Below are 19145 nucleotides of genomic sequence, written 5' to 3' on the forward strand. Positions count from 1 at the left end.
AAAGGCCTGCTTCATTGCTGAAGCAGGCCTTTGATCAATTTTGGCTCCCCGACCTGGGCTCGAACCAGGGACCTACGGATTAACAGTCCGGCGCTCTACCGACTGAGCTATCGGGGAATGGCAACGAAGTGAACTTCGTCGGCAAACCGCAATTATACGGTCATTTTTGGCTGGTTTTCCAGGCCTGCGCCGCGCCTGGTGATTCTGGTTGCACAAGGCCGACGCTTCGGTGCAGGCCGCCCTTTATCGACAGACGCACCATCTCGATAATCGCTGAGCCGTCGCATTGATTCTGACCCCATGGAAAAGGGCCGCGCCATGCTCACCACAGACACCATTCGTCTCGTTGTCCAACAGGCCGTTCTGGCCCCCTCGAGCCACAACACCCAACCCTGGCGGTTTCGATGGACGAATTCCGCAGTGGACGTCCTTGCCGACCGCACGCGAGCCCTTCCCGTCAACGATCCGTTCGACCGGGAACTCGTCATCAGCTGCGGCGCAGCCCTGATGGCACTGCGCATCGCTGTCTCTGCCATGGGCCTTGGGGCACGGGTGCAGCTGCTGCCCGACGGCCCCGAGGGCGACTGCCTGGCCCGCGTCGAGATCACGCCCAACCAGCCCGACCCGGATCTCGCAGCCCTTTCCCCGTTCATCGAGCAGCGCCGCACCTACCGCAAGGCCTTTTCTACGCGCGAGGTCGCGCCCGATCTTGTTGCCGACGTCACGTCAGCGGCAATGAACGAAGGCTCGAACCTCTTGACGCTGAACGCCGCGCAACGGCAGGCGGCCGGTGCCTTGGTGGCCGAAGGCGACCGCGCACAGTGGGACGACCCACGCTGGCGGCGCGAGTTGGCCATGTGGATGCACCCCCGCCGCGACGGCGATGGCCTGAGCGTACCCGCCCTGGCGGCGCCGATGGCCCGGGCCGTGGTGCGCACCTTCGACATGGGCAACGGCGTCGCTGCCAAGGACGAGCAGCTGCTGCTCGGCTCGCCCTGGCTGACGGTCTTGGCCACGGCCGGGGACGACGCCCATGCCTGGTTGCATGCCGGACAAGCGCTGCAGCGCGCTCTGCTTGTGGGTTGCCGCCATGGCTTGCAAGCGTCTTACCTCAACCAGCCCGTCGAGATCGATTCACTGCGCGAGCGCTTGCGATCGGTGCTCGACACGCAGGCGCATCCGCAATTGCTCATACGCTGGGGCTATACGGCCGAAGCCCTCCCGGCTGCGCCGCGACGCCCTGTGGATGCGGTGATTGAGCAAGCGGCCTGACCGACCCCGTCGCACGCCACCTGCGTCTGGTGCTGCCGCCAGGCACGCCACTGGTCCGCGCCGCCGACGTGGCGCACGAGGGCATGTTCAACATGAGCCAGGGGGGGCAGTGGAAGCCTTTCACTTCACGCCAGCGCGTTGTGACAAGGCGGCAGGGTTTCGTCTGGGACGGCCGGGTATTCATGGCGCCCGGGCTGGCGGTGCATGTGTACGACGCCTATGTCGATGGAGAGGGCATCCTGGAGCCCGCCATCCTGGGGCTTTTCACGCTGCTGAATCTGCGTGACCGTGGCGAGGTGGCGCGCGGCGAACGCATGCGATTCGTTGGTGGTGGAAAGGCGTCTGGTTTCGAACCTTTCTCCAAAACGCCTGGGTAATGCTGCGGGTCAGTGAGGAAAGATTCGGGTGATTGTCCGATTCGCCCTACACCCCTCGCATTTGCGACTACGCACTGAAACCAAGGGAGAAAAACATCCACCTTGACTTCTTCTGCTTCCAGCGCCTTCATTGGAGTCCTGAAAACCCCTGCGAACGGATGCGAAACATGGACGGACGATGCATGACCCAAACCGAGCTGGCTGAACGCTGGCAGATCAGCGAAGCGACGCTGGAGCGCTGGCGAACCGAAGCAGGCGGTCCGATGTTTCTCAAACTTGGCGCCCAAGTCCGGTACCGCGTTCATGACGTTGAAGCCTTCGAAGCGGAGGTCCTTCGTGAGTCGACCAAGTCGGACGGAGGCACCCACCACCAGATCGTTGATCAACCGAAACGCCAAATCAAAACCACAATTCGCCCGGCACCACCAATCACCATCTGGTTGCATGCCGGCCCTCGCCGCACCCGTTTGCGCTCAGGTTTCGCTGGCCGCACCCGGTGACGACGATTGCATCATCAAGCCAAACCCAATGCTTGAGCCTCGGCTTCCTGCTCCAGATAGACCCAATCCACGATCTCATCGCTCGGCGTGTAGCCACTGACGAGCTTTTCCATCATCAGCCGGATGACGCCAACGTCGTTCACATTGAGCGCCATCTCCAGCGATCTGAGCTGGCCTTCAAGCTCTGCCCACGGGATGAACTCCTCGTGGGCTTTCATGATCCTCGAATGGGAGGTTGGCTTGGGGTTGTCACCGATGAGCAGTTCTTCGTAAAGCTTCTCACCAGGACGCAAGCCGGTGATCTCGATCTCGATGTCGCCGTCGGGGTTCTGCTCATTTTTGACGGTCAAGCCTGAAAGTTCTATCATGCGGTGCGCTAGGTCCATGATCTTGACCGACTGGCCCATATCGAGGAGAAACACGTCGCCCCCTTTGGCCATTGCGCCTGCCTGGATCACCAGCTGCGAAGCTTCAGGGATGGTCATGAAGTAGCGGGTGATTTCGGGGTGCGTCAGTGTGATCGGACCACCGTCGCGGATCTGTTGCCGGAACTTGGGCACGACCGAGCCTGAAGACCCCAATACATTGCCAAATCGCACCATGCTGAATTTGGTACCGGAGGTGCTTGCCGCTAAGGCCTGCAGGGCCATTTCCGCCAGTCGCTTGCTGGCGCCCATGATGTTGGTCGGACGCACCGCCTTGTCAGTGCTGATCAGCACAAAGTCCGAAACGCCGTTTTCGGCAGCAGCCTGCGCCGTTCGCAGCGTGCCGAGTACGTTGTTCTTGATTCCTTCGGCCGGGTTGTGCTCGACCAAGGGCACATGTTTATAGGCGGCGGCGTGATAGACCGTGTCCGGATGCCACGTGGACATAATCTCGTGCATGCGCTCATTGTCCTGAACCGAGGCCAGCAAGGGTACAAGGACGATGCCACGGCCTGCGAGCTTTTCTTCGAGTTCTTGGTGGATGCCAAAGAGGGCGAATTCACTCTGCTCGATCAGCAGCAATTTGCTCGGACCCACGGAGAGGATCTGACGGCAAAGTTCGCTACCGATTGAGCCGCCGGCACCAGTCACCATCACGATCTTACTGCGCACGTTCATCGCCAGAAGGATGTGATTGGGCATCACCGGCTCGCGGCCAAGTAGGTCGTCAATCTCCAGTTCACGGAGATCGGAGATGCTGACTTTGCCTTGCGCCAAATCGGTGACGCTGGGCAGGGTGCGCACAGCGACTTTTGCCACACGAATCTGCCCCAGAATCTCGTTGCGGCGGCGACGCGACAGGCTGGGCATGGCCAGCAACACATCGCTGATATTGAGCGTAGTGACTAGGTTGTCTAGGTCTGCCGGGTTGTAGATAGGCTGGCCGTTTAGCACGTGGCCGTGCAGACGATCATCGTCATCCAGGAACCCTGCCACCTGCATTTCGTGACTATTGGCCATGGCCGCCGCCAACTGGCGCCCTGTATTGCCCGCACCGTAGATCAGCACTTTGGGGCGCGAGGCATGTTTGAGAATGCCCAGGTACTGATCACCCAGCCAAACTCGGGCAAGTGCGCGCGATGCACCCACAAACAGCAATAGCAGAATGGGCTGAATGATTCCGACGGTGCGCGGGACGCCAACAACACCAATGGCAGTGAAGACGGACGCATAGAGCAAGCCGTAAATGCCTACGGCACGAGCCACCGCCAGCAACGCTGGCCAACCGCTGTAGCGGAAGATAGCGCGGTACAGGCCCGACACCACAAAAATGGGTAGCGCTATACCTACTGATGCAGCCACCGCCCACAAAGCGGTGCCAGACAAAGCGATAAACTCCCCCAGCCGCAGATAAAAAGCCAACCACGCCGTCAGGACGCAGAGGCCCAGATCGACTGACAAAGCGACGAATCGCTTTGCTGCTCGCGGCAGGGCAAGGATGGGAACGGCCAGTTTAAACAGCGGCTGTTTCATATCGCGCAGATCCAAACCGTAATGCCGGTGCCCCCGGAAGACAGATCATCCATTTGAAGCCTCACGCAAGACACCCGCAACAACCTGACAAGTTTTTACAATTTCCGCTGAGGTCAAGGTTGGATGAACCAGGAACATGAGGCTGGTTTCACCTAATTCACGGGTAACAGGCAGCCGCTGGGCTGGGCACCAGCCCGTGCCTTCAAAAGCCTTTTCCAGATACACCTCGGAACAGCTGCCCTGATAGCAGGGCACACCTTGCCCGTTGATGGCTTCGATGATGCGGTCGCGGCTCCAGGCAGGGGCCAGGATGTGTGGGCGCACGTAGGCGTAGAACTTGTACTGGCCGTGCACACAGCCCATCGCACAGGGCTGTGCGCCACCCGGGCCGCAACCCCCACCACACCCGATGCAGCCCAACTGCGGCAGGCGCACTGGTCCGCCTTCACCAGCGAAGGGTTGCAGTGCCGCTGCCAGCACTGCCGCGTTGGCCTGTCGGCGCGCCGACCATTCGGCCATGCGGCGCAACTGGATTCGCCCGATGACCGCCTGCATTTCCAGCATGCGCCAGTTGGTGCCAAAGCTTTCATGCAACCAACGAAAACCTGGCAGGTGCTGCCGTTCGTACACGGCCTGGTAGCTCTTACCGTGGTCCTTGTACGCCCACATGGCACGCCACAGGGATTCGTCGTTGGTGGTGACCATACCACCTTCACCGCCCGTGGTCATGATCTTGTCCTGGCAAAAGCTCCAGGCGCCGACATCGCCAATGCTGCCAACCGCACGGCCCTTGTAGCGCGCTCCGTGGGCCTGCGCACAATCCTCAATCACTTTCAGGCCATGCTGGCGCGCCAGGTCCATGATCGGGTCCATATCGCAGGGCCAGCCTGCCAGGTGCACACAGATCACGGCCCGGGTGCGCGGCGTCAACACGCGCGCGATGGTGGCAGCGGACAGGTTGCCGCTATCGGCCTCGACGTCGGCAAACACCGGAATCGCACCGGCGTTGACCACGCAGGAAACGCTGGCGATGAAAGTGCGCGGGGTGACCACCACCTCGTCACCCGGGCCGATCCCCAGGCCCTTGAGGGCCAAGTCCAGCGCCAGGGTGCCGTTGGACAGGGCGATGGCATGGCGCGTGCCGCACCAGGCGGCGAACTCACGCTCGAACTCGCGACATTCGTTGCCGGTCCAGTAATTGACCTTATTGGACAGCAGCACCTGCTGCACGGCCCGAGCCTCCTCTTCGGTATAGCTGGGCCAGGGGGAGAAAGGCGTGTTTAGCATGATCTTGATGACTCTGCGCTCATGTTTTGCCCGCGCCCATGGGCATGGCGGGATTGCCGACGACCGTGAGCCCGTCGGGCACGGCCTGCACCACCACAGCACCAGCGCCCACCATGACGCGCTCACCGAGGATCATGCCCTGCTTCACGGCAGCCCCCACGCCCACCCAGCTGCCGTGGCCGACCTGGACGTTACCTGAAAGGTGCGCACCCGGGCAGATGTGCACGGCGTCTCCCAGGCGGCAGTCATGATCCACCGTAGCGCCGGTGTTGATGATGCCGGCCTGGCCCACGACGGCGTCGATGTTCACGACCGCGCCCGCCATCACCACTGTGCCCGCGCCCAGCGCGGCGTAGCGGCTGACCACGGCGGCCGGATGCACCACAGTGACCAGCGGCGCACCTGCAGCCTGCAAGGCCTGGTGCTTGTCCCAGCGCACGGCGCAGTCGCCGATGGACACGATCACGCCCTGGAATTCCTTGAGACGCGCCAGCAGCGTAGCGCAGTCGCCCGTCACGGACCAAGGGCCGTTCTGTTGGCACTGCGGCCAGGCGTCGTCGAATAAGTCCACCGCTTCCCAGCCGCCAGCAAGGGCCGCATCGGCGACCACCTTGCCGTGGCCGCTGGCACCGAGCAGGGCCAGCCGCCTCATGGTTTGCTCCCCGTGAACTTTGGCATTGTCGCCTCGCCTTTCGCGTTGATTCCTTCGCGTACGATAACCTTGCGCAGCGTTAGCCAGAGGATGCGCAGATCTAGCCCGAGCGATCGGTGGTCGACATACCAGACGTCAAGCTTGAAGCGCTCTTCCCAACTGAGGGCGTTGCGGCCATTCACCTGCGCCCAGCCTGTGATTCCTGGCCGCACCTCATGACGGCGCGCCTGCTCTGGCGAGTACAGCGGCAGATACTCCATCAGCAGGGGCCTCGGGCCCACCAGGCTCATTTCTCCGCGCAGCACGTTCCACAACTCGGGCAACTCGTCGAGGCTGGTAGCGCGCAAAAAACGACCAAAAGCGGTCAGGCGCTGGGCATCAGGCAGCAACTCACCGTCCGCGCCGCGTTCGTCCGTCATGGTACGGAACTTCACCATCATGAAAGGCCGCCCGTGCAGGCCAGGGCGGACCTGGCGGAACAGCACGGGACTACCGAAGCTGATACGCACCAAAACCGACAGCAACAGCAATGGCGGCGCCAACAACATCAGCGCCGCGCTCGCCATCAAGATATCCATTATTCGTTTCGCCATAGGGTGCCATTGTCTCGCCATTTCAAGGAATGATGCGCCCATCCTTTCGATCGGTGTTCGCGTTTGCGCCTACGTGTCGTGTTTGAGTGCGTTATCCAAAACCGCCGCGAATCGCTTGGCGATCATTTCAAACGAGAAATTCGCGCGGACGAAATCACGACCTTTGCGGCCCAATTCCGCTCTTTGCGCCGCCGGCATTTGCACGATGCTTAGGACGGCATCGCGGAAAGCGACTGGATCGCCGGGAGATATCGAAATTCCGGAGCCGCTTTCCGAGACAGGATTGTTGCTGGGATTTCCGGCGAAGATGATCGGTCGGCCTGCAGCCATGTAATCGTAAAGCTTATTGAGGCTGATCCCGAATTTGTAGAGCGGAATGTCCGGCAGACAAACCACGAAGGCATCCGCCTCTGCGGCGATCTTAGGGATAGCGGATCGCGGAACGCCCGGTTGAAAACGAACTTGGCTCAAACCAAGGGACTCGGCTTGATGCTGGTAATGTGCTTTCAGCGGTCCTTCACCGATCAAATCCAGGACGATCCTGCCATTCGGGTCGGCGACGCGAACCTCGGCCATTCCCTCGATCAATTGATCGATGCCGTTCGCGTTTCCGAAGGAGCCGAAGTACATGAGGCAGAATGGCTCCTTGTCCTTGCCGGAATCGGCCGGTTCACTGAAGATTTCCAAGTCTGCCCCATTCGGAACATACCGGATTTTTTCGCGCTGCACCCCGAAATGTTCAATGTATTTCCATGCGTCAGGAAGAAGGGTGATGATGAGCGAGGATCGTCGATACATGATGCGTTCCATTAGCCTCAGTAGGATCGCTAGAGGGCTCATCGGCTTGATCCGCCCTAGATCGATCAGCGTCTGCGGCCAAAGGTCTCGCACTTCGAATATGAACGGGGTCCGGCGGATAAAGGCCAGAATCATCGCGGCGAAAGCGGCGAACGGATGGACGCTCGAACCCACGATGACATCCGGGTTGGGCACTACTCCCACTTTTGGAACCGTTAACAGGCGAAGGCTGAAGTGAAACATGTTGAGCATTCGCCCGATTCCATTGCCCGAGTACTCGGGCGACCGAATCCAATAGAATTTTCCAGCAGCCGTTTCGTCGACCCGGTGGGTTTCGCCTTCGGCAAGCCGTTGACGGTTGGTGTTTAATTCCACGCTGGATGCGAAGATAGTCGCGGTCCACCCGCACCTGATCAACTCTCGCGCGATGGAGTAATGCCTCGTGCCACCGGTGCCGGTCGGGATCTGCGCGTAGTGATTCACGATCCAAACATGTTTCAAGGGCAACTCACAAGTCGAAGGTTGAGGTAGGCTGAAGTCGGTGAAGTCCAATGTTTCGTCGGTGTGCGCGTTGGCGACGCGGCTGTCGGCTCCGCTCCGAAGAACAGGCGCCCCGGCAAAGGGACGATTTACCACTTGGACCGAGGCAGCCAGTATTACGTCCATGACTACCAGAAACCGCTACGGCAATTCGGCATGCAGGCTTCAATGAGTCGCTGGGACGGCTGCTGGGACAATGAGCCGAAGGAAAGCTTCTGGCGATGGCTGAAAAGCGAATTGGTTCATCATCGGCGTACCCCTCCCGCGAACAAGCGAAACGGGAGATTACTGAATACATCGAGATCATCTACAACCGAGCTTTCAAATTGATCAATTCGCGACAAGTACTGTTTGAAATATGTTTCGCAACTGAGTAGCGCCGTAGTCCGTCAAGTGATGCATATCCCGATACCACGTACGAGAGTCTCGCGCGACCATGCATTGCCCCGTCCCGCACAATGCAGACGTTGGCGAAAGCGTCCGAATTCCGGATTGCGCCTCCATCCGCTTGAAAACCTCAAGTGCCGCGCTCTGACGCGATAGATGCTCTGCCAAGGATGGGCCGAAAGCGGCCTGCCCCTGTCCCTTAATACTCTCAATTCCCTTGCGATAGGGCATCAAGTTATTGGCGAGCTCCGGCACATCTTCGACGAATACCACCTCCTTGCCCGCCCGGCGGAGGAACGTGGCGGTCTGCTCAACTGCCGACCAAAAATCAATCCCACTACCAACAGCCGAAGATCTCGCCGCATCTGCCGAATCCACCCAATACCCGGCGAGGATAATTCTACGCACCGGTTGCGCCGCGATAAAATCGAAAAGTGCATCCATGATCGCGGCGCATTCCGGACGGCTTGGCGGAATATACCCCCGCACCGGCGTGCAACTCGAATAAGTGAATGCAATCCCGGAAACGCCGAGCTCTCTGGCAAGCTGATCCAAACCCGCAACCCACATCCGTGCGTGCGAATCACCGATAAGCACAAACTCAGGCGCCCTCGAAGACGAAGTTAGATCGCCAAGTACACAGCCGCCCCTGCCTAGACGTATTTCAGACAGATCAGCATTTCCCTCACACCGTATGCCTGGAGTTTCCCGTATCTCATCGCCGAGCCGAACCACTGCCTCCGGTAACGGCATCGGATACTTCGACGAATTCTCTCCAATCTTAATGGCGATTGACCCCCCAGCAATGAAAGCCAGCAACACGGCGATACCGACACCCATTGTCAACTGGGACCCGGCGTCCAACCGAGACCGACGGCGAAATGGCCGCTCGACGAAGCGCCAGGACAGCCACGAGATGCCAAACACGACCGCTAGAACAACCGCAATCGGCATCTCGGGCAGTTTCCACCCATACCATCCGGCCGACCGAAAGAGCACCAACAGCGGCCAATGCCACAAATATAAAGAATAGGAGATCAACCCAACGAACACAAGCGGGCGTAGCGCGAGCAGTCGCGAGGGCCACGGATGTGGAGTCCCGCACGAGCCCGCATAGATCAACAGGCATGTGCCAAGCACTACAGGCATGGCGCTCAATCCTGGAAAAGGCGTGCTCTCCGAATACGCAAGAACGGGTACCGCCACCAATGTCAGCCCTAAGAATCCGCATACATTAGCCATAAGCGCGCTTGCACGACGAGTCGGCTTATCAATGAGCCAGACCGCCAAGAGCCCTCCCGCCAGCAATTCCCAACTACGCGCAGGAAGCAGATAGAACGCCGCAGCTGAATCTGCCGACATCCAGATCACGCTACAAACCAGCGAGGCGGCCATTAGCGCACCGAATATCCATGTAAAGGCCAACTTGTTGCGTGCGGGAAGAGACACATCGCCGCCTCGCCTCAATCGGTGAAGCACCGCCAGCAGACCAGGCAATACGATGTAGAACTGCTCTTCGACGGCAAGCGACCATGTGTGAAGCAACGGCTGAGTCGCCAGCGCATTCTGATTCCAGTAATTGTTCTGAGTTTCCCAGAAAAGATGGTTCGAGAAAAAATACCCAGTACTGCGCACAGCGCGCCCTGCCTCAAGGTACTCTGACGGAGTCATTAGAAACAATCCTCCCAGCAAGGTGAATAGCACCATTGCCGCTAGGGCCGGAAATATTCGTCGTACGCGTCGTTCGTAGAAATCCACGGCCGAGAACGCACCGCGCTTCATGTCCGAAAGAATATGCCCCGTAATCAGGTACCCTGAGATGACGAAGAAAACATCAACGCCGACGTAGCCTCCGCTAAACCCGGCGACACCCGCATGAAAAAGGACAACTGGCACCACCGCCAGAGCGCGCAGTCCGTCGATATCGGGACGATAACGATTCCTTGGGAGATTTTGATTCAATTCAATGGGATGTTCGTAAGGAGCCGGGAATACATACGCGTGAGCTCGATCTCTTGGTACTTCCAGCCGATGGTCTCGCGCGCCGTTTTCGCTAATCTGGATTTCAGAATGATATCCTCGCGGGAGATCGAACTGACCAAGTTGCGGATCGCGTCTTCTTGGGGCGTGATGATCCAGCCGCAAGCCTTCGACTCCAAGACCCGCTTCGTCACGGGGAAATCGCTAGCGATGACCGGAACCCCGCACGAAATGTATTCGAAAACCTTGTTCGGCAAACTGAGATAGTAACTTTGGCAGGCGTTCTCGATTAGGGAGAAGCCGACGTCCGCGTCGACCGTAAATACAGGCAATTGATCGACCGGCACGGCATCGTGGTAATGCACGTTCGCGAGCTCGGCTGAGGCCTTCTTGATTTCTTGAGCGAGCGGCCCGTAACCCATCACAACCAAGTGTCGGTCATTCGGCACGTCGCGGAAGACGTTCAGCAACTTTCTCAATCCGCGGCCGTCCGAGAGCAATCCTTGATAAAGAAATATCAGGTCTTGCTCCGCTATGCACAGCGCAGAGCGAAGCGCTCCTGATCTCTCAGGAGGGACTTCTTTGATTTCCGGAACGTTCTCGACGACCCAAACACGCTCGAATCCGTAACGCCGTTTGTACCAATCTGCGATTTCAGCGTTAACAACTGATATTTCGTCACAAAACCCGATAAACGCCGCTTCAGTGAATTTATATAGCACACGGAGCAATCCTTTGGAGCGCATGACCTCCGTCTCGAGCTCATGTGTGTCGTACACGAGTCTCGCGCCTGTGATGATCTTCGCCGCCGCACAAAGGGGAAGAACCGGCAGACTGTGCGCGTTGATGCAGTCAGGGCGAACGCGCAAGAGAGCCTTGAATGCACGACCGTACCAAGTCAGTACTTTAAGCACTCTTGCTGGTGTGCCTTTCAGGCCGAACGCGGAAGCGGTGAGTCGGACGAGTTCGACATTTTCGGTGAGGGCTTCCCGCTCCGCTAGCCCATGCTCGTGCTTCCCGAAGACTTCGACTTTCGCGAATATTCCATTGCGGACTATGGACTTCGCGATCTTGAAGATACGTGACTCGTTATTGAGATTGGAAGGGTAGATGTGAACGTTCAGCCCGGTTGCGCCCTTGACTGCGACCGAATGCACACTATGTTTAATTGGAGACGGGCGGCTTTGCATTACAAATCCAACAATTTCAGGATTTCATTCCGCGTCCGTTTCACGACACGTTTGAGCAAGGGTTCGGGCGGATTGTACGGAAATTCATCGAGTTTCGGGAACAAAAGGGAAGTGATCGTTGCCTGGAATCGGCACGCCTCACGGATTTCCGGCGGCACCGAGAGCAATAGGTCAAACTGCTCGCGGTTGCACGCAGGATAGAATAGATCGGCAAACAAATCATGTTCTTGGGTCATGCGCGCGTACACGCCGTTGATGTTGCCAGTCCAAAAGATCAAATCCCGGCGATCGAACTTTTCGGATAGCGGTTGGTTCTGCCAGTAGTCCTGTAGCTCGGAGTAGTCCTCTTCCGTTAGATTGAAGCCAAATAGGCGGAGGTGCGAAAGGCCGAAGTCCACCGGGAATTTGTTCCGATGGTAATTGACGGCAAGCTCATAGCACTGGCCGTCAAGCACCGGTTTTCCGAGACCGGCTTGATCCCAATACCCATGTACGTAGTGGTCGTATCCGCTTCCGGGGAATGAACTGACCATTCCGCCCGAATGCTCGATATACGCGCGAGCGCGCGCCAAGCTCGGAGAACCGCTCCGAATCATCTTGTGTTCGACGCCACTCGCTTTCGCGATCTGAGGGGGCAGGAGGCGATCCGCTTCGGTGATATAGAAATACGATTTTTCAAATGTATAGGCGCGGACAGGAACGCCGCTAGCTTTGCTCGCCGCCAAGTTGAGGCGGGTGTCGTAACCACCGCTGAGCGCGCAGAGTAGGGTCTCATTCGTGGTTTCGTGCAAACGCGTGACCGCAGTTTTCAGAAAATCTGCCACTTTCGCGCGAACCTCATCGGGTTCGATATCCGCGGGCTTAAAGAGGACGAATGGAAAAGAACGCTCTGCCGAATGGAGATTCCATCTCTCACCGGCGAGCATGGTACGCAGATCCGGCACAAAAGTCTTAGGCGCCATCGGGAAGAGAGCCGTCTTTTTGGGGCTGAACTCCTCGATGTCGAGCCCGTAAATCAGACTCATCAACACGGGGCTGTTCGAGCAGAACAGGATGCCGAATTTATCGAGGAGCCGACGGCGCGGTTGGTACAAGGATAACAGTCCGCAGCAATCGCCGTAAATGAAGTCGCCAATCACAAGAAGCCAGTGTCCGCACCAAGAGGCCGTCATCGCTTCGATGTTTCCATGGTTCAGCCTAGGCAGAATCTGTTCGGGCGAAGGCTTTTCCGCATTCGCTTCGACCACGGTGCCGATCAGGAAAACCACTTTGCCTTCTTCGTCCTTGGCTGAGGTCGTTCGCAGATCGGGGCAGAAGCGAATCGATAAACCTCCATTCAGCTCAGTTTCGCGGAATCGGTCTGGCAAGGTGATTTTGGAGAGCTGCGCGTGCGGACCGATTACGAACTGTTTTCTGTGAGGAACTCCGACGAAATTCACTTTGCGACTCCCTTCGTTTCCAGTCTCGCGGAAACCTTGCGCGCCGCGACGGATAACACACCGTACAGCGCAATGAATGCGATAAGCCCGAACAGGTAAAAATCAAGGATGAATCTCGTCAAATTGCTTTCTCCGAACGAAGCGTAGTGGCCGACCAGCCACGCCAATAGACCTGTGCGGACGAATGAATGGCGAATCTTGGAGGCGAGGAACTCCACCGCGGCCAAGATAAGGCCGAAAGTCGCGGCGAATAGAGCGGCGCCGAACGCGCCGAAATTCGCATAACCTTGAAGCCAGAATGGGCCGGTCGCGGTCCCCGACAAGTGAGAAAAGTACGACGAATGGAAAATTTGTCTCCACATGAAAAGGTCCAGATCGAACTGTTCGGCCGTGATCCCGAAATCGAAAATCCTCAAGCTGGCCCCTCCGAGAAACGTGTGTTCCGCCGGAAAGATCTTCAGAGCCGTATAGGCGACGGTCAGGGAGCCGAGCAACGCGCGATCCGCCCATAGAAGAACCGATTTCGGGCCCCAGATCACAAGTAAGCAACCCAACGCGGTTATGCTTACGAAACTGAGAAGCACAGTCTTGGGAGGCGTGCGATATAACGTTATCAAAATGAACACGACTGCGCCCAGGTGCCAGACGATTGGGGCTTTTTCACCCGAGAGCACCAACAAGAAAGATTGGGCGACGAAGAGGGCCGAGGCCAACCAGAAGCGGCGCGTGTAGGTCGAGTAGACAATCAAAAGCAAATTTAGGAAGGTCGGGATGTCGGTGAAAATCAGTTTGTACCAGTGCGACTTGATGCCAAGCGCATTTGAAGAAATGTTGTTGCGAATTACGGAAGCGCGCGTAGCGGCACCGGGGATGTGGTCGCTCATCAAGGTGACGTAGTAGTCAATCACATCACGGAACCCGAACCAAATGCTAAGCACGAACAGAATGCCATAGACGACCAACGTGGAAGGCAAGTGGTAACTCACCGAGAGATCGGGCAGGTGGACCACTTTAGGGAGCAGCCTTTTCATCCCCAAATAACACGCGGAGGCCATGGTAATCACGAGGCACTGATACCAGGCCAAGGAAACGATCAAGCTGCGGTCGGCCACGGCTTGTTCTAGTCGGATGTCGCTGAGCCCGAAGTAAAGAAGGAACAGGCCGACCACGTTCGTGGCGAAAAATCCGAGGGATAGGATCAGGGGGAAAGTCTCGCGTCGACGCGCGAGTATCCAAATCAGCGCGAGCGATAGCGCCGCGATGCCGAGCATGGGAATGAAGTCGGTGTATGCGACCGAGCCCACAAGCGGACTCTTTGTTTCGTAACACATGCCTATGGATCGTCGATCGCGTTCCATAAGTTGGCTATCGTTCAGGACCGAGGAGTTTGCGACGCGAATTCCGTCAAGCCTCTCAACGCCCGCCCCGACCCCAATGACGAAACCCCCGGCGTAGCTAAGCTTTTCACCCGGCGGCATCTCGCCCGTAAATGTGGTGGCATTCGTCCGCTGGAGCGGGACGTCGACCATGTCGCAGGCACTCGTGCAAATAAGCGCCCTGAGTTGCAGTTTTGCTTGTGTCGCGAACCGTCCCTTGAGCATCACCCGATAAGCAGGTTCGCTTCCGCTGAAGAAGTATTGCACGGACCTGACATAGATGTTGGAACTCACATCCAGGGAATGAAGTTTTATGCGGTTCTGCGGGAAAAAATACTCAGACCAGCAGGGAAGAATCTGATCGGGACCTTTGCGGAAAGCTTCTGGGAAGCTGATAGCCTGTGAACCGTTAAGCGCGAGGTTCGAGTTCAAAATCGGGTCGAGCATCGCGCGATCCCAGGGACGGTCATTGATCTCGGGCAACGCGGTCGCATGTGCGGACAACGCCGGCAAAAACGCAAAAAGAATCAAGAATGCGATCCGGACGTGCGTTTCTGCGCGCAGTATTATCAGGGATAAAAATGCCATAACTATCTGTCGCACGCGGAATCCGATTCCGATTTCATTACGTGCTTAGCGACAAACCTCAGCCAGGCTCATCTGGTGAGCCTGCGAGGGGTTGAAATAGGCGCATCTACCGAGAGGAGAGGTGCCATGGCAATGAATCGAGTGCAGTTTCAACGCGGACTTTCAATGGTCGAATTTATGGATCGGTACGGTACGGACGAGAAATGCACGGCAGTACTGGTGGAGTCGCGCTGGCCGGCCGGCCTTTGTTACCTGCACTGCGGGGATGAACGGCACAGCCGGTTTGTCCGCGACGTCCGTACCTACTGGCAATGCCACCGCTGCCATACCCAGACCACGGTGACCGCCGTCACCATTTTCCAGTCGAGCAGGCTGCCTGAGGTTTGTCGCTAATCACGTTTCATTATCGGAAAAGGCCGCATTTCACCAAAAGGCGTTTGCAGCTGCGCAGGAATTCCTCGAACTTGCTGCTATTGGGATAGTCTGTGAATTCCTTGTTCGGCAAATTCATCAACTCGTCGAGTTCCGAGGGTTTGAGGCCGAGTTTCTTGGAAATAAACTCGATATCCGAATCGATCGTCGAGGGATCGTAAGGCGGCGCCTCCAGATCCTTTAGTGCTTTCTCTCTCGTCAATTGTCCCGACACGATCAGGCTGGCCAAATGCGCGCGTCGTTTGTCATAACCAAATTTTGTCGGAAGGTAGTAGGACTGGAAAAACTTCGTCCAGCGTGATTCATAGTGTTTTCCGCCATAGTACGCCCAGCCGAACCGCTCGCTCAGGAACTTAATCGCCTCATCTTTGTTGAAAGGCATGTAGTTGAGCGGGGTCACGATTCTCATCTGGCGGATGTAGGGATAGTAAATGTGCGACCGGAACAGGCCAGAGATGGGGAAGGTTGCGAGTTTCTTTTTTCCGAATTTTTTGTGGATGGCCAAGAGCTGACGGGAGTCTTTCGCGTTGTATCCCCAAGCGCGCGGAAGGATGGACTCGGTCGCGTAGTTCGAGCCGGTGAGAACGTACTTGATGTCTTTCTTGATCGCGAACTCGTATAGCTTCGCAAAGAACGCGTGATCCTGGGGTACGTCCTGATTAGCGAGGGCTGCTTTCAGATATGCGACTTGAAGATCACGCATTTCCGACCAGTCGATCACGAACGTGAAAAGATCGATGCCCAACCCTTTGGTGAGGTTCTCTATATTGCGGACGGCGAGCTCAGAATTCCATCCTGCGTCGACATGAACCGCGAGCGGCCGAAGATTCATGATCTCCTTCGCGACGTAAAGGAGGTAGGAACTGTCGACGCCACCGCTGACACCTATGATGCAGTCGTATTCCCTGCCTTTTCCGTAGGTCTGGATTTCTTTCGCCCAATCAGCCAAGTATTTCGCGCCGACGTCGTTCGGAAACCAGTTCGGCTTGATCGTGGTTTCGAAATTTTGGCAGTGATTGCAAACGCCGCTGGAATCGAAGGTGATCCACGGATCTGAGGTATCCATCACACATTTTGTGCAGATTTGATATACGCGATTGGTGTGCATCTTAGCTCTCTAGGATTCTTTCAATTAGTTCAGGCGCCGGGTAAGAAATCAAAACGGCGCGATGTTTGCCTTGGTGAACGAAAAAACTGCCGCCTGAAGCCGCCGAGACTTTCGTGTGTTTGAGCAGATCGCGGAAGTGCTCAAGAGAGCCGCCACCTCCGCACGCGATCACGGGAATCCCAACCGCGGACGCCACGGAGTTACAAAGTTCGAGGTCGAAGCCTTCGCGCATGCCGTCCCTGTCGACCGACGTGAGCATGATTTCACCAGCGCCCGAAGTTTCCAAAATACGCGCAAACGCGACCGGGTTCTTCTCGAGAATCGGTCTGTTGCTATGGCTGTGCACGGCGTAGCTACCCAGAAACTTCCGTTTGCAGTCGATCGACGCGACCACGCTTTGCGCACCGAATTCGCTCGAGGCTTCGCGTATCAACTCGATGTTGGAAACGATCTTCGAATTGATCGCGATTTTTTCGATTCCGAGCGCGAAAAGCTTGCGCATTTCCTCGATGGTGGAAACCCCTCCGCCATAACACAAAGGCATGAAACATTCCTCGGCGATATCCGCGAGCATCTCAAAGTTGGGGCCGCGTCCCTCTTTGCTTGCGTCAATATCGAGAACAATCAGTTCGTCGACTTCTTTTTCGTTGAAAATTCGAACCGCATTGAGCGGGTCGCCGACGTAGGTGGCGTCCGCGAACTTATATGTTTTTACGAGCCCCCCGTCGCGAATCATGAGCACGGGGATGATTCTTGGGCGATTCAAAGCTTCAACTCCGCGAAATTCGAGAGCATCCTCATTCCGAACTTGTGACTCTTTTCAGGGTGGAACTGCACGGCGAGAATATGGTCTTTTGCGAGACTTGCCGTGAACTCGCCTCCGTAGGTGGACTTGGCTAGCTCGTGATCCGGGTTTGCGCACTCGACTTTGTACGAATGCACGAAGTAAAAGCGGCTCCTCTCCTCGAGTCCGTCGAAGAGCGGGTGCGATCTTTGGGGACATACCTCGTTCCAACCCATGTGAGGAACGCGGATTTCCGGACCATCCGCCGGGCTGACGAATTTTTTGGAATGCGCGGGAATCAAGCCGAGTCCGGGGAGCATGCCCTCTTCGCTGCTGTCGCATAAGAGTTGCATGCCGAGACAGATCCCGAGAAGCGGAACTTTTCTTTCGGCAGCAGCGCGGATCGCATCGGCCAGGCCGGCCTCATTGAGCCGCTTCATTCCGGCATCGAACGCACCGACGCCTGGCAAAAGGAGTTTGTCCGCTTTGAAGACGAGATCGGGATCCGATGTAACCCGGTAGGTTTGGCGGATTTTCTTAAGCATGTTTGCAAGAGAGCCGACGTTGCAAACTCCATAGTCAACGATGGTGATCATTTCCCATTTCCTCGTTCCTGCGGGAAACTATCCGATTTGCCGTAATAATATGAGAGAGCTAGATATATCAGATACATCGTGGAGTAGGAAAACGAGAATAATGTAACACTCAGTTTCGCATCGCCTAAGGCTGCTCCCGCGAAGAGTGACGCGGAATTAACCACCAGCAACGCGCCCTGCCAAAACAAGTCCACGTTCTGTTTTTCCGCAACGTACAGCACGAATCCAACGGGACTGATTGCAAATCGGATCGCGACCAGCGGTGCCATGACGCTGGCGTAGTCACCAGCTTCGTTCCATTTGTCGCCCAACACAAATGAAAACAACTGTGGCCCGAAAAAGAACAGTAGGAGAGACAGCGGCAAAGAAATTGCAAAAAGGCCCAAAAATGTCTTTATCAACAATGGGCGGCAGGTTCCCGTCTCGCGGAAATCCCTAGTGGCCCTTTCCTTGAAGACGTCCGACACCGCATTGGCTACCAAAGCAATCGGCGCCAGAGTCATTCGCTGCATCATGAAGTAGAGTCCGACCACGACCGGACCAAAGTATTTACCCAAGATGAAGAACGGCAGATAACTCGCAAGCGCATTGAGAGCGTCCGCCGGCAATGAGTACAGCGGAAAGCGAATATACCGTTTGCCGAGACGTCGCAGATCGGCCAGGGAAACCGACGCGAACGATTTCACGTCGGCGCACGCGATCAGTGCCACCATCATTGCGCAAACTCCCGCCAACTGCCCCAAAATTTGCCCCCACACCAAGCCGATCGCCGAGAAACCGGCAAATCCGGCCACCAGTTGTGAAAGGGCAGTCGCTGCCGATTGGGAAATCCGTGCGAACGTGAGTTGCCGGAACTGCGCGCCTCGAATCAGCCAGGAATTGAGTCCTTGCATGATTCCCATCAAACAGGTGCCAACGGCTATCCAAAGGAAGTAGTCGCTGAGCGACTCCGCTCCGATTAGTTCTAGCGTGCGATTTCCTCCGATTGCAAGGGTCGCGGCCAAAAGCAGCGAGATAATAGTCGCATTGAGGACGACCACGCAGACGATTCCTGCGGCTTCCTTTTCTTCTCTCGGCAATAAGATCGCGTTTTCGTATCGCAGAGTCACAAGAGGGCCTACCATCCCGACAAACGCGACAAATACGCCGAGGATTCCCATCTGTTCGGGCGAGTAGATGCGGGAAAGGATCGGTGTTACCGCCAATAGCAATGCCTGGGCTGCAACCGATCCGGAGAGCAGGAGCAAAACACGCCGGACGAAGATGTTCGCGCGCATTCGGCCTAAAT

The 19145-nt window shown here is 57.0% G+C and carries 16 protein-coding genes, 1 tRNA gene and 2 pseudogenes; 5 read left to right on the forward strand and 14 right to left on the reverse strand.

Annotated elements, in window-relative coordinates:
* Positions 1 to 41: 41 nt before the first annotated feature.
* Positions 42 to 117: transfer RNA gene (locus ACYVHH_RS12350), tRNA-Asn, on the reverse strand.
* Between the two features lie 201 nt (positions 118 to 318).
* Here ACYVHH_RS12350 and ACYVHH_RS12355 point away from each other — a divergent pair.
* From ACYVHH_RS12355 to ACYVHH_RS12365, 3 genes are read left to right on the forward strand one after another with little or no spacing between them, the layout of a single operon-like run.
* A complete protein-coding gene (locus ACYVHH_RS12355; RefSeq protein WP_460565480.1) occupies positions 319 to 1272 on the forward strand; it encodes an Acg family FMN-binding oxidoreductase in 954 nt (317 codons plus the stop codon).
* Positions 1273 to 1301: 29 nt separating this feature from the next.
* On the forward strand, positions 1302 to 1649 hold the full coding sequence (locus ACYVHH_RS12360) for a DUF6920 family protein (RefSeq protein WP_460565481.1): 348 nt from the start codon (positions 1302 to 1304) through the stop codon (positions 1647 to 1649).
* Positions 1650 to 1681: 32 nt separating this feature from the next.
* Positions 1682 to 2149, forward strand: a complete 468-nt coding sequence (locus ACYVHH_RS12365) for a helix-turn-helix transcriptional regulator (RefSeq protein ID WP_460565482.1) — start codon at positions 1682 to 1684, stop codon at positions 2147 to 2149.
* A 14-nt stretch (positions 2150 to 2163) separates the two neighbouring features.
* Here the strand turns inward: ACYVHH_RS12365 and ACYVHH_RS12370 are convergent, their stop codons facing one another.
* The 5 genes from ACYVHH_RS12370 to ACYVHH_RS12390 form a co-directional block, all read right to left on the reverse strand.
* Entirely contained in the window at positions 2164 to 4107 is a 1944-nt protein-coding gene (locus ACYVHH_RS12370) for a polysaccharide biosynthesis protein (RefSeq protein ID WP_460565483.1), read from the reverse strand.
* Between the two features lie 45 nt (positions 4108 to 4152).
* Positions 4153 to 5394, reverse strand: a complete 1242-nt coding sequence (locus ACYVHH_RS12375) for a DegT/DnrJ/EryC1/StrS family aminotransferase (protein ID WP_460565484.1) — start codon at positions 5392 to 5394, stop codon at positions 4153 to 4155.
* Between the two features lie 19 nt (positions 5395 to 5413).
* On the reverse strand, positions 5414 to 6046 hold the full coding sequence (locus ACYVHH_RS12380; RefSeq protein ID WP_460565485.1) for an acetyltransferase: 633 nt from the start codon (positions 6044 to 6046) through the stop codon (positions 5414 to 5416).
* Positions 6043 to 6639: a sugar transferase gene (locus ACYVHH_RS12385; protein WP_460565516.1), complete on the reverse strand. Its 597-nt coding sequence runs from the start codon at positions 6637 to 6639 to the stop codon at positions 6043 to 6045. Before ACYVHH_RS12385 ends, ACYVHH_RS12380 begins: the two co-directional genes overlap by 4 nt.
* Positions 6640 to 6708: 69 nt before the next feature.
* The gene (locus tag ACYVHH_RS12390) at positions 6709 to 8103 is read right to left on the reverse strand and encodes a glycosyltransferase family 4 protein (protein ID WP_460565486.1); all 1395 of its coding nucleotides are present in this window, start codon (positions 8101 to 8103) and stop codon (positions 6709 to 6711) included.
* On the opposite strand from ACYVHH_RS12390, the pseudogene ACYVHH_RS12395 reads away from it, so the two are divergent.
* Positions 8044 to 8303 (forward strand): annotated as a pseudogene (locus ACYVHH_RS12395) (IS3 family transposase); the annotation flags it as partial. The gene ACYVHH_RS12390 and the pseudogene ACYVHH_RS12395 overlap by 60 nt on opposite strands.
* 4 nt (positions 8304 to 8307) lie before the next feature.
* Here ACYVHH_RS12395 and ACYVHH_RS12400 read toward each other — a convergent pair.
* Genes ACYVHH_RS12400 through ACYVHH_RS12415 form a run of 4 tightly spaced genes read right to left on the reverse strand, consistent with a single transcriptional unit; the run spans position 8308 to position 14937 of the window.
* Entirely contained in the window at positions 8308 to 10326 is a 2019-nt protein-coding gene (locus ACYVHH_RS12400; protein ID WP_460565487.1) for an acyltransferase family protein, read from the reverse strand.
* Positions 10323 to 11534 carry a glycosyltransferase gene (locus ACYVHH_RS12405; protein WP_460565489.1) on the reverse strand — a complete coding sequence of 404 codons (1212 nt, stop codon included), beginning with the start codon at positions 11532 to 11534 and terminating at the stop codon, positions 10323 to 10325. The genes ACYVHH_RS12400 and ACYVHH_RS12405 overlap by 4 nt, the downstream gene beginning before the upstream one ends.
* Positions 11534 to 12973 carry a hypothetical protein gene (locus ACYVHH_RS12410; protein ID WP_460565490.1) on the reverse strand — a complete coding sequence of 480 codons (1440 nt, stop codon included), beginning with the start codon at positions 12971 to 12973 and terminating at the stop codon, positions 11534 to 11536. The genes ACYVHH_RS12405 and ACYVHH_RS12410 overlap by 1 nt, the downstream gene beginning before the upstream one ends.
* Entirely contained in the window at positions 12970 to 14937 is a 1968-nt protein-coding gene (locus ACYVHH_RS12415) for a hypothetical protein (RefSeq protein ID WP_460565491.1), read from the reverse strand. The genes ACYVHH_RS12410 and ACYVHH_RS12415 overlap by 4 nt, the downstream gene beginning before the upstream one ends.
* Before the next feature lie 126 nt (positions 14938 to 15063).
* Between ACYVHH_RS12415 and ACYVHH_RS12420 the strand changes: the two are divergent.
* A pseudogene (locus ACYVHH_RS12420) lies at positions 15064 to 15315 on the forward strand (transposase); the annotation flags it as partial.
* A 25-nt stretch (positions 15316 to 15340) separates the two neighbouring features.
* On the opposite strand, the gene ACYVHH_RS12425 reads toward ACYVHH_RS12420, so the two are convergent.
* Genes ACYVHH_RS12425 through ACYVHH_RS12440 form a run of 4 tightly spaced genes read right to left on the reverse strand, consistent with a single transcriptional unit; the run spans position 15341 to position 19134 of the window.
* Positions 15341 to 16477: an N-acetyl sugar amidotransferase gene (locus tag ACYVHH_RS12425; RefSeq protein WP_460565492.1), complete on the reverse strand. Its 1137-nt coding sequence runs from the start codon at positions 16475 to 16477 to the stop codon at positions 15341 to 15343.
* A gap of 1 nt (position 16478) precedes the next feature.
* Positions 16479 to 17243, reverse strand: a complete 765-nt coding sequence (locus ACYVHH_RS12430) for an AglZ/HisF2 family acetamidino modification protein (protein ID WP_460565493.1) — start codon at positions 17241 to 17243, stop codon at positions 16479 to 16481.
* Complete coding sequence (hisH, locus tag ACYVHH_RS12435) at positions 17240 to 17857, reverse strand: imidazole glycerol phosphate synthase subunit HisH (protein ID WP_460565494.1); 618 nt, start codon at positions 17855 to 17857, stop codon at positions 17240 to 17242. Before hisH ends, ACYVHH_RS12430 begins: the two co-directional genes overlap by 4 nt.
* A complete protein-coding gene (locus ACYVHH_RS12440) occupies positions 17854 to 19134 on the reverse strand; it encodes a lipopolysaccharide biosynthesis protein (protein ID WP_460565495.1) in 1281 nt (426 codons plus the stop codon). The genes hisH and ACYVHH_RS12440 overlap by 4 nt, the downstream gene beginning before the upstream one ends.
* Between the last annotated feature and the right edge of the window lie 11 nt (positions 19135 to 19145).

The organism is Hydrogenophaga aquatica (genome assembly GCF_054780915.1).

Bases quoted from the DNA above. Each gene is read 5' to 3' on its own strand.
- hisH (WP_460565494.1), bottom strand. From the start codon at position 17,857: ATGATCACCATCGTTGACTATGGAGTTTGCAACGTCGGCTCTCTTGCA.
- ACYVHH_RS12425 (WP_460565492.1), bottom strand. From the start codon at position 16,477: ATGCACACCAATCGCGTATATCAAATCTGCACAAAATGTGTGATGGAT.
- ACYVHH_RS12390 (WP_460565486.1), bottom strand. From the start codon at position 8,103: ATGGACGTAATACTGGCTGCCTCGGTCCAAGTGGTAAATCGTCCCTTT.
- ACYVHH_RS12415 (WP_460565491.1), bottom strand. From the start codon at position 14,937: ATGGCATTTTTATCCCTGATAATACTGCGCGCAGAAACGCACGTCCGG.
- ACYVHH_RS12370 (WP_460565483.1), bottom strand. From the start codon at position 4,107: ATGAAACAGCCGCTGTTTAAACTGGCCGTTCCCATCCTTGCCCTGCCG.
- ACYVHH_RS12355 (WP_460565480.1), top strand. From the start codon at position 319: ATGCTCACCACAGACACCATTCGTCTCGTTGTCCAACAGGCCGTTCTG.
- ACYVHH_RS12405 (WP_460565489.1), bottom strand. From the start codon at position 11,534: ATGCAAAGCCGCCCGTCTCCAATTAAACATAGTGTGCATTCGGTCGCA.
- ACYVHH_RS12385 (WP_460565516.1), bottom strand. From the start codon at position 6,639: ATGGCGAAACGAATAATGGATATCTTGATGGCGAGCGCGGCGCTGATG.
- ACYVHH_RS12380 (WP_460565485.1), bottom strand. From the start codon at position 6,046: ATGAGGCGGCTGGCCCTGCTCGGTGCCAGCGGCCACGGCAAGGTGGTC.
- ACYVHH_RS12440 (WP_460565495.1), bottom strand. From the start codon at position 19,134: ATGCGCGCGAACATCTTCGTCCGGCGTGTTTTGCTCCTGCTCTCCGGA.
- ACYVHH_RS12375 (WP_460565484.1), bottom strand. From the start codon at position 5,394: ATGCTAAACACGCCTTTCTCCCCCTGGCCCAGCTATACCGAAGAGGAG.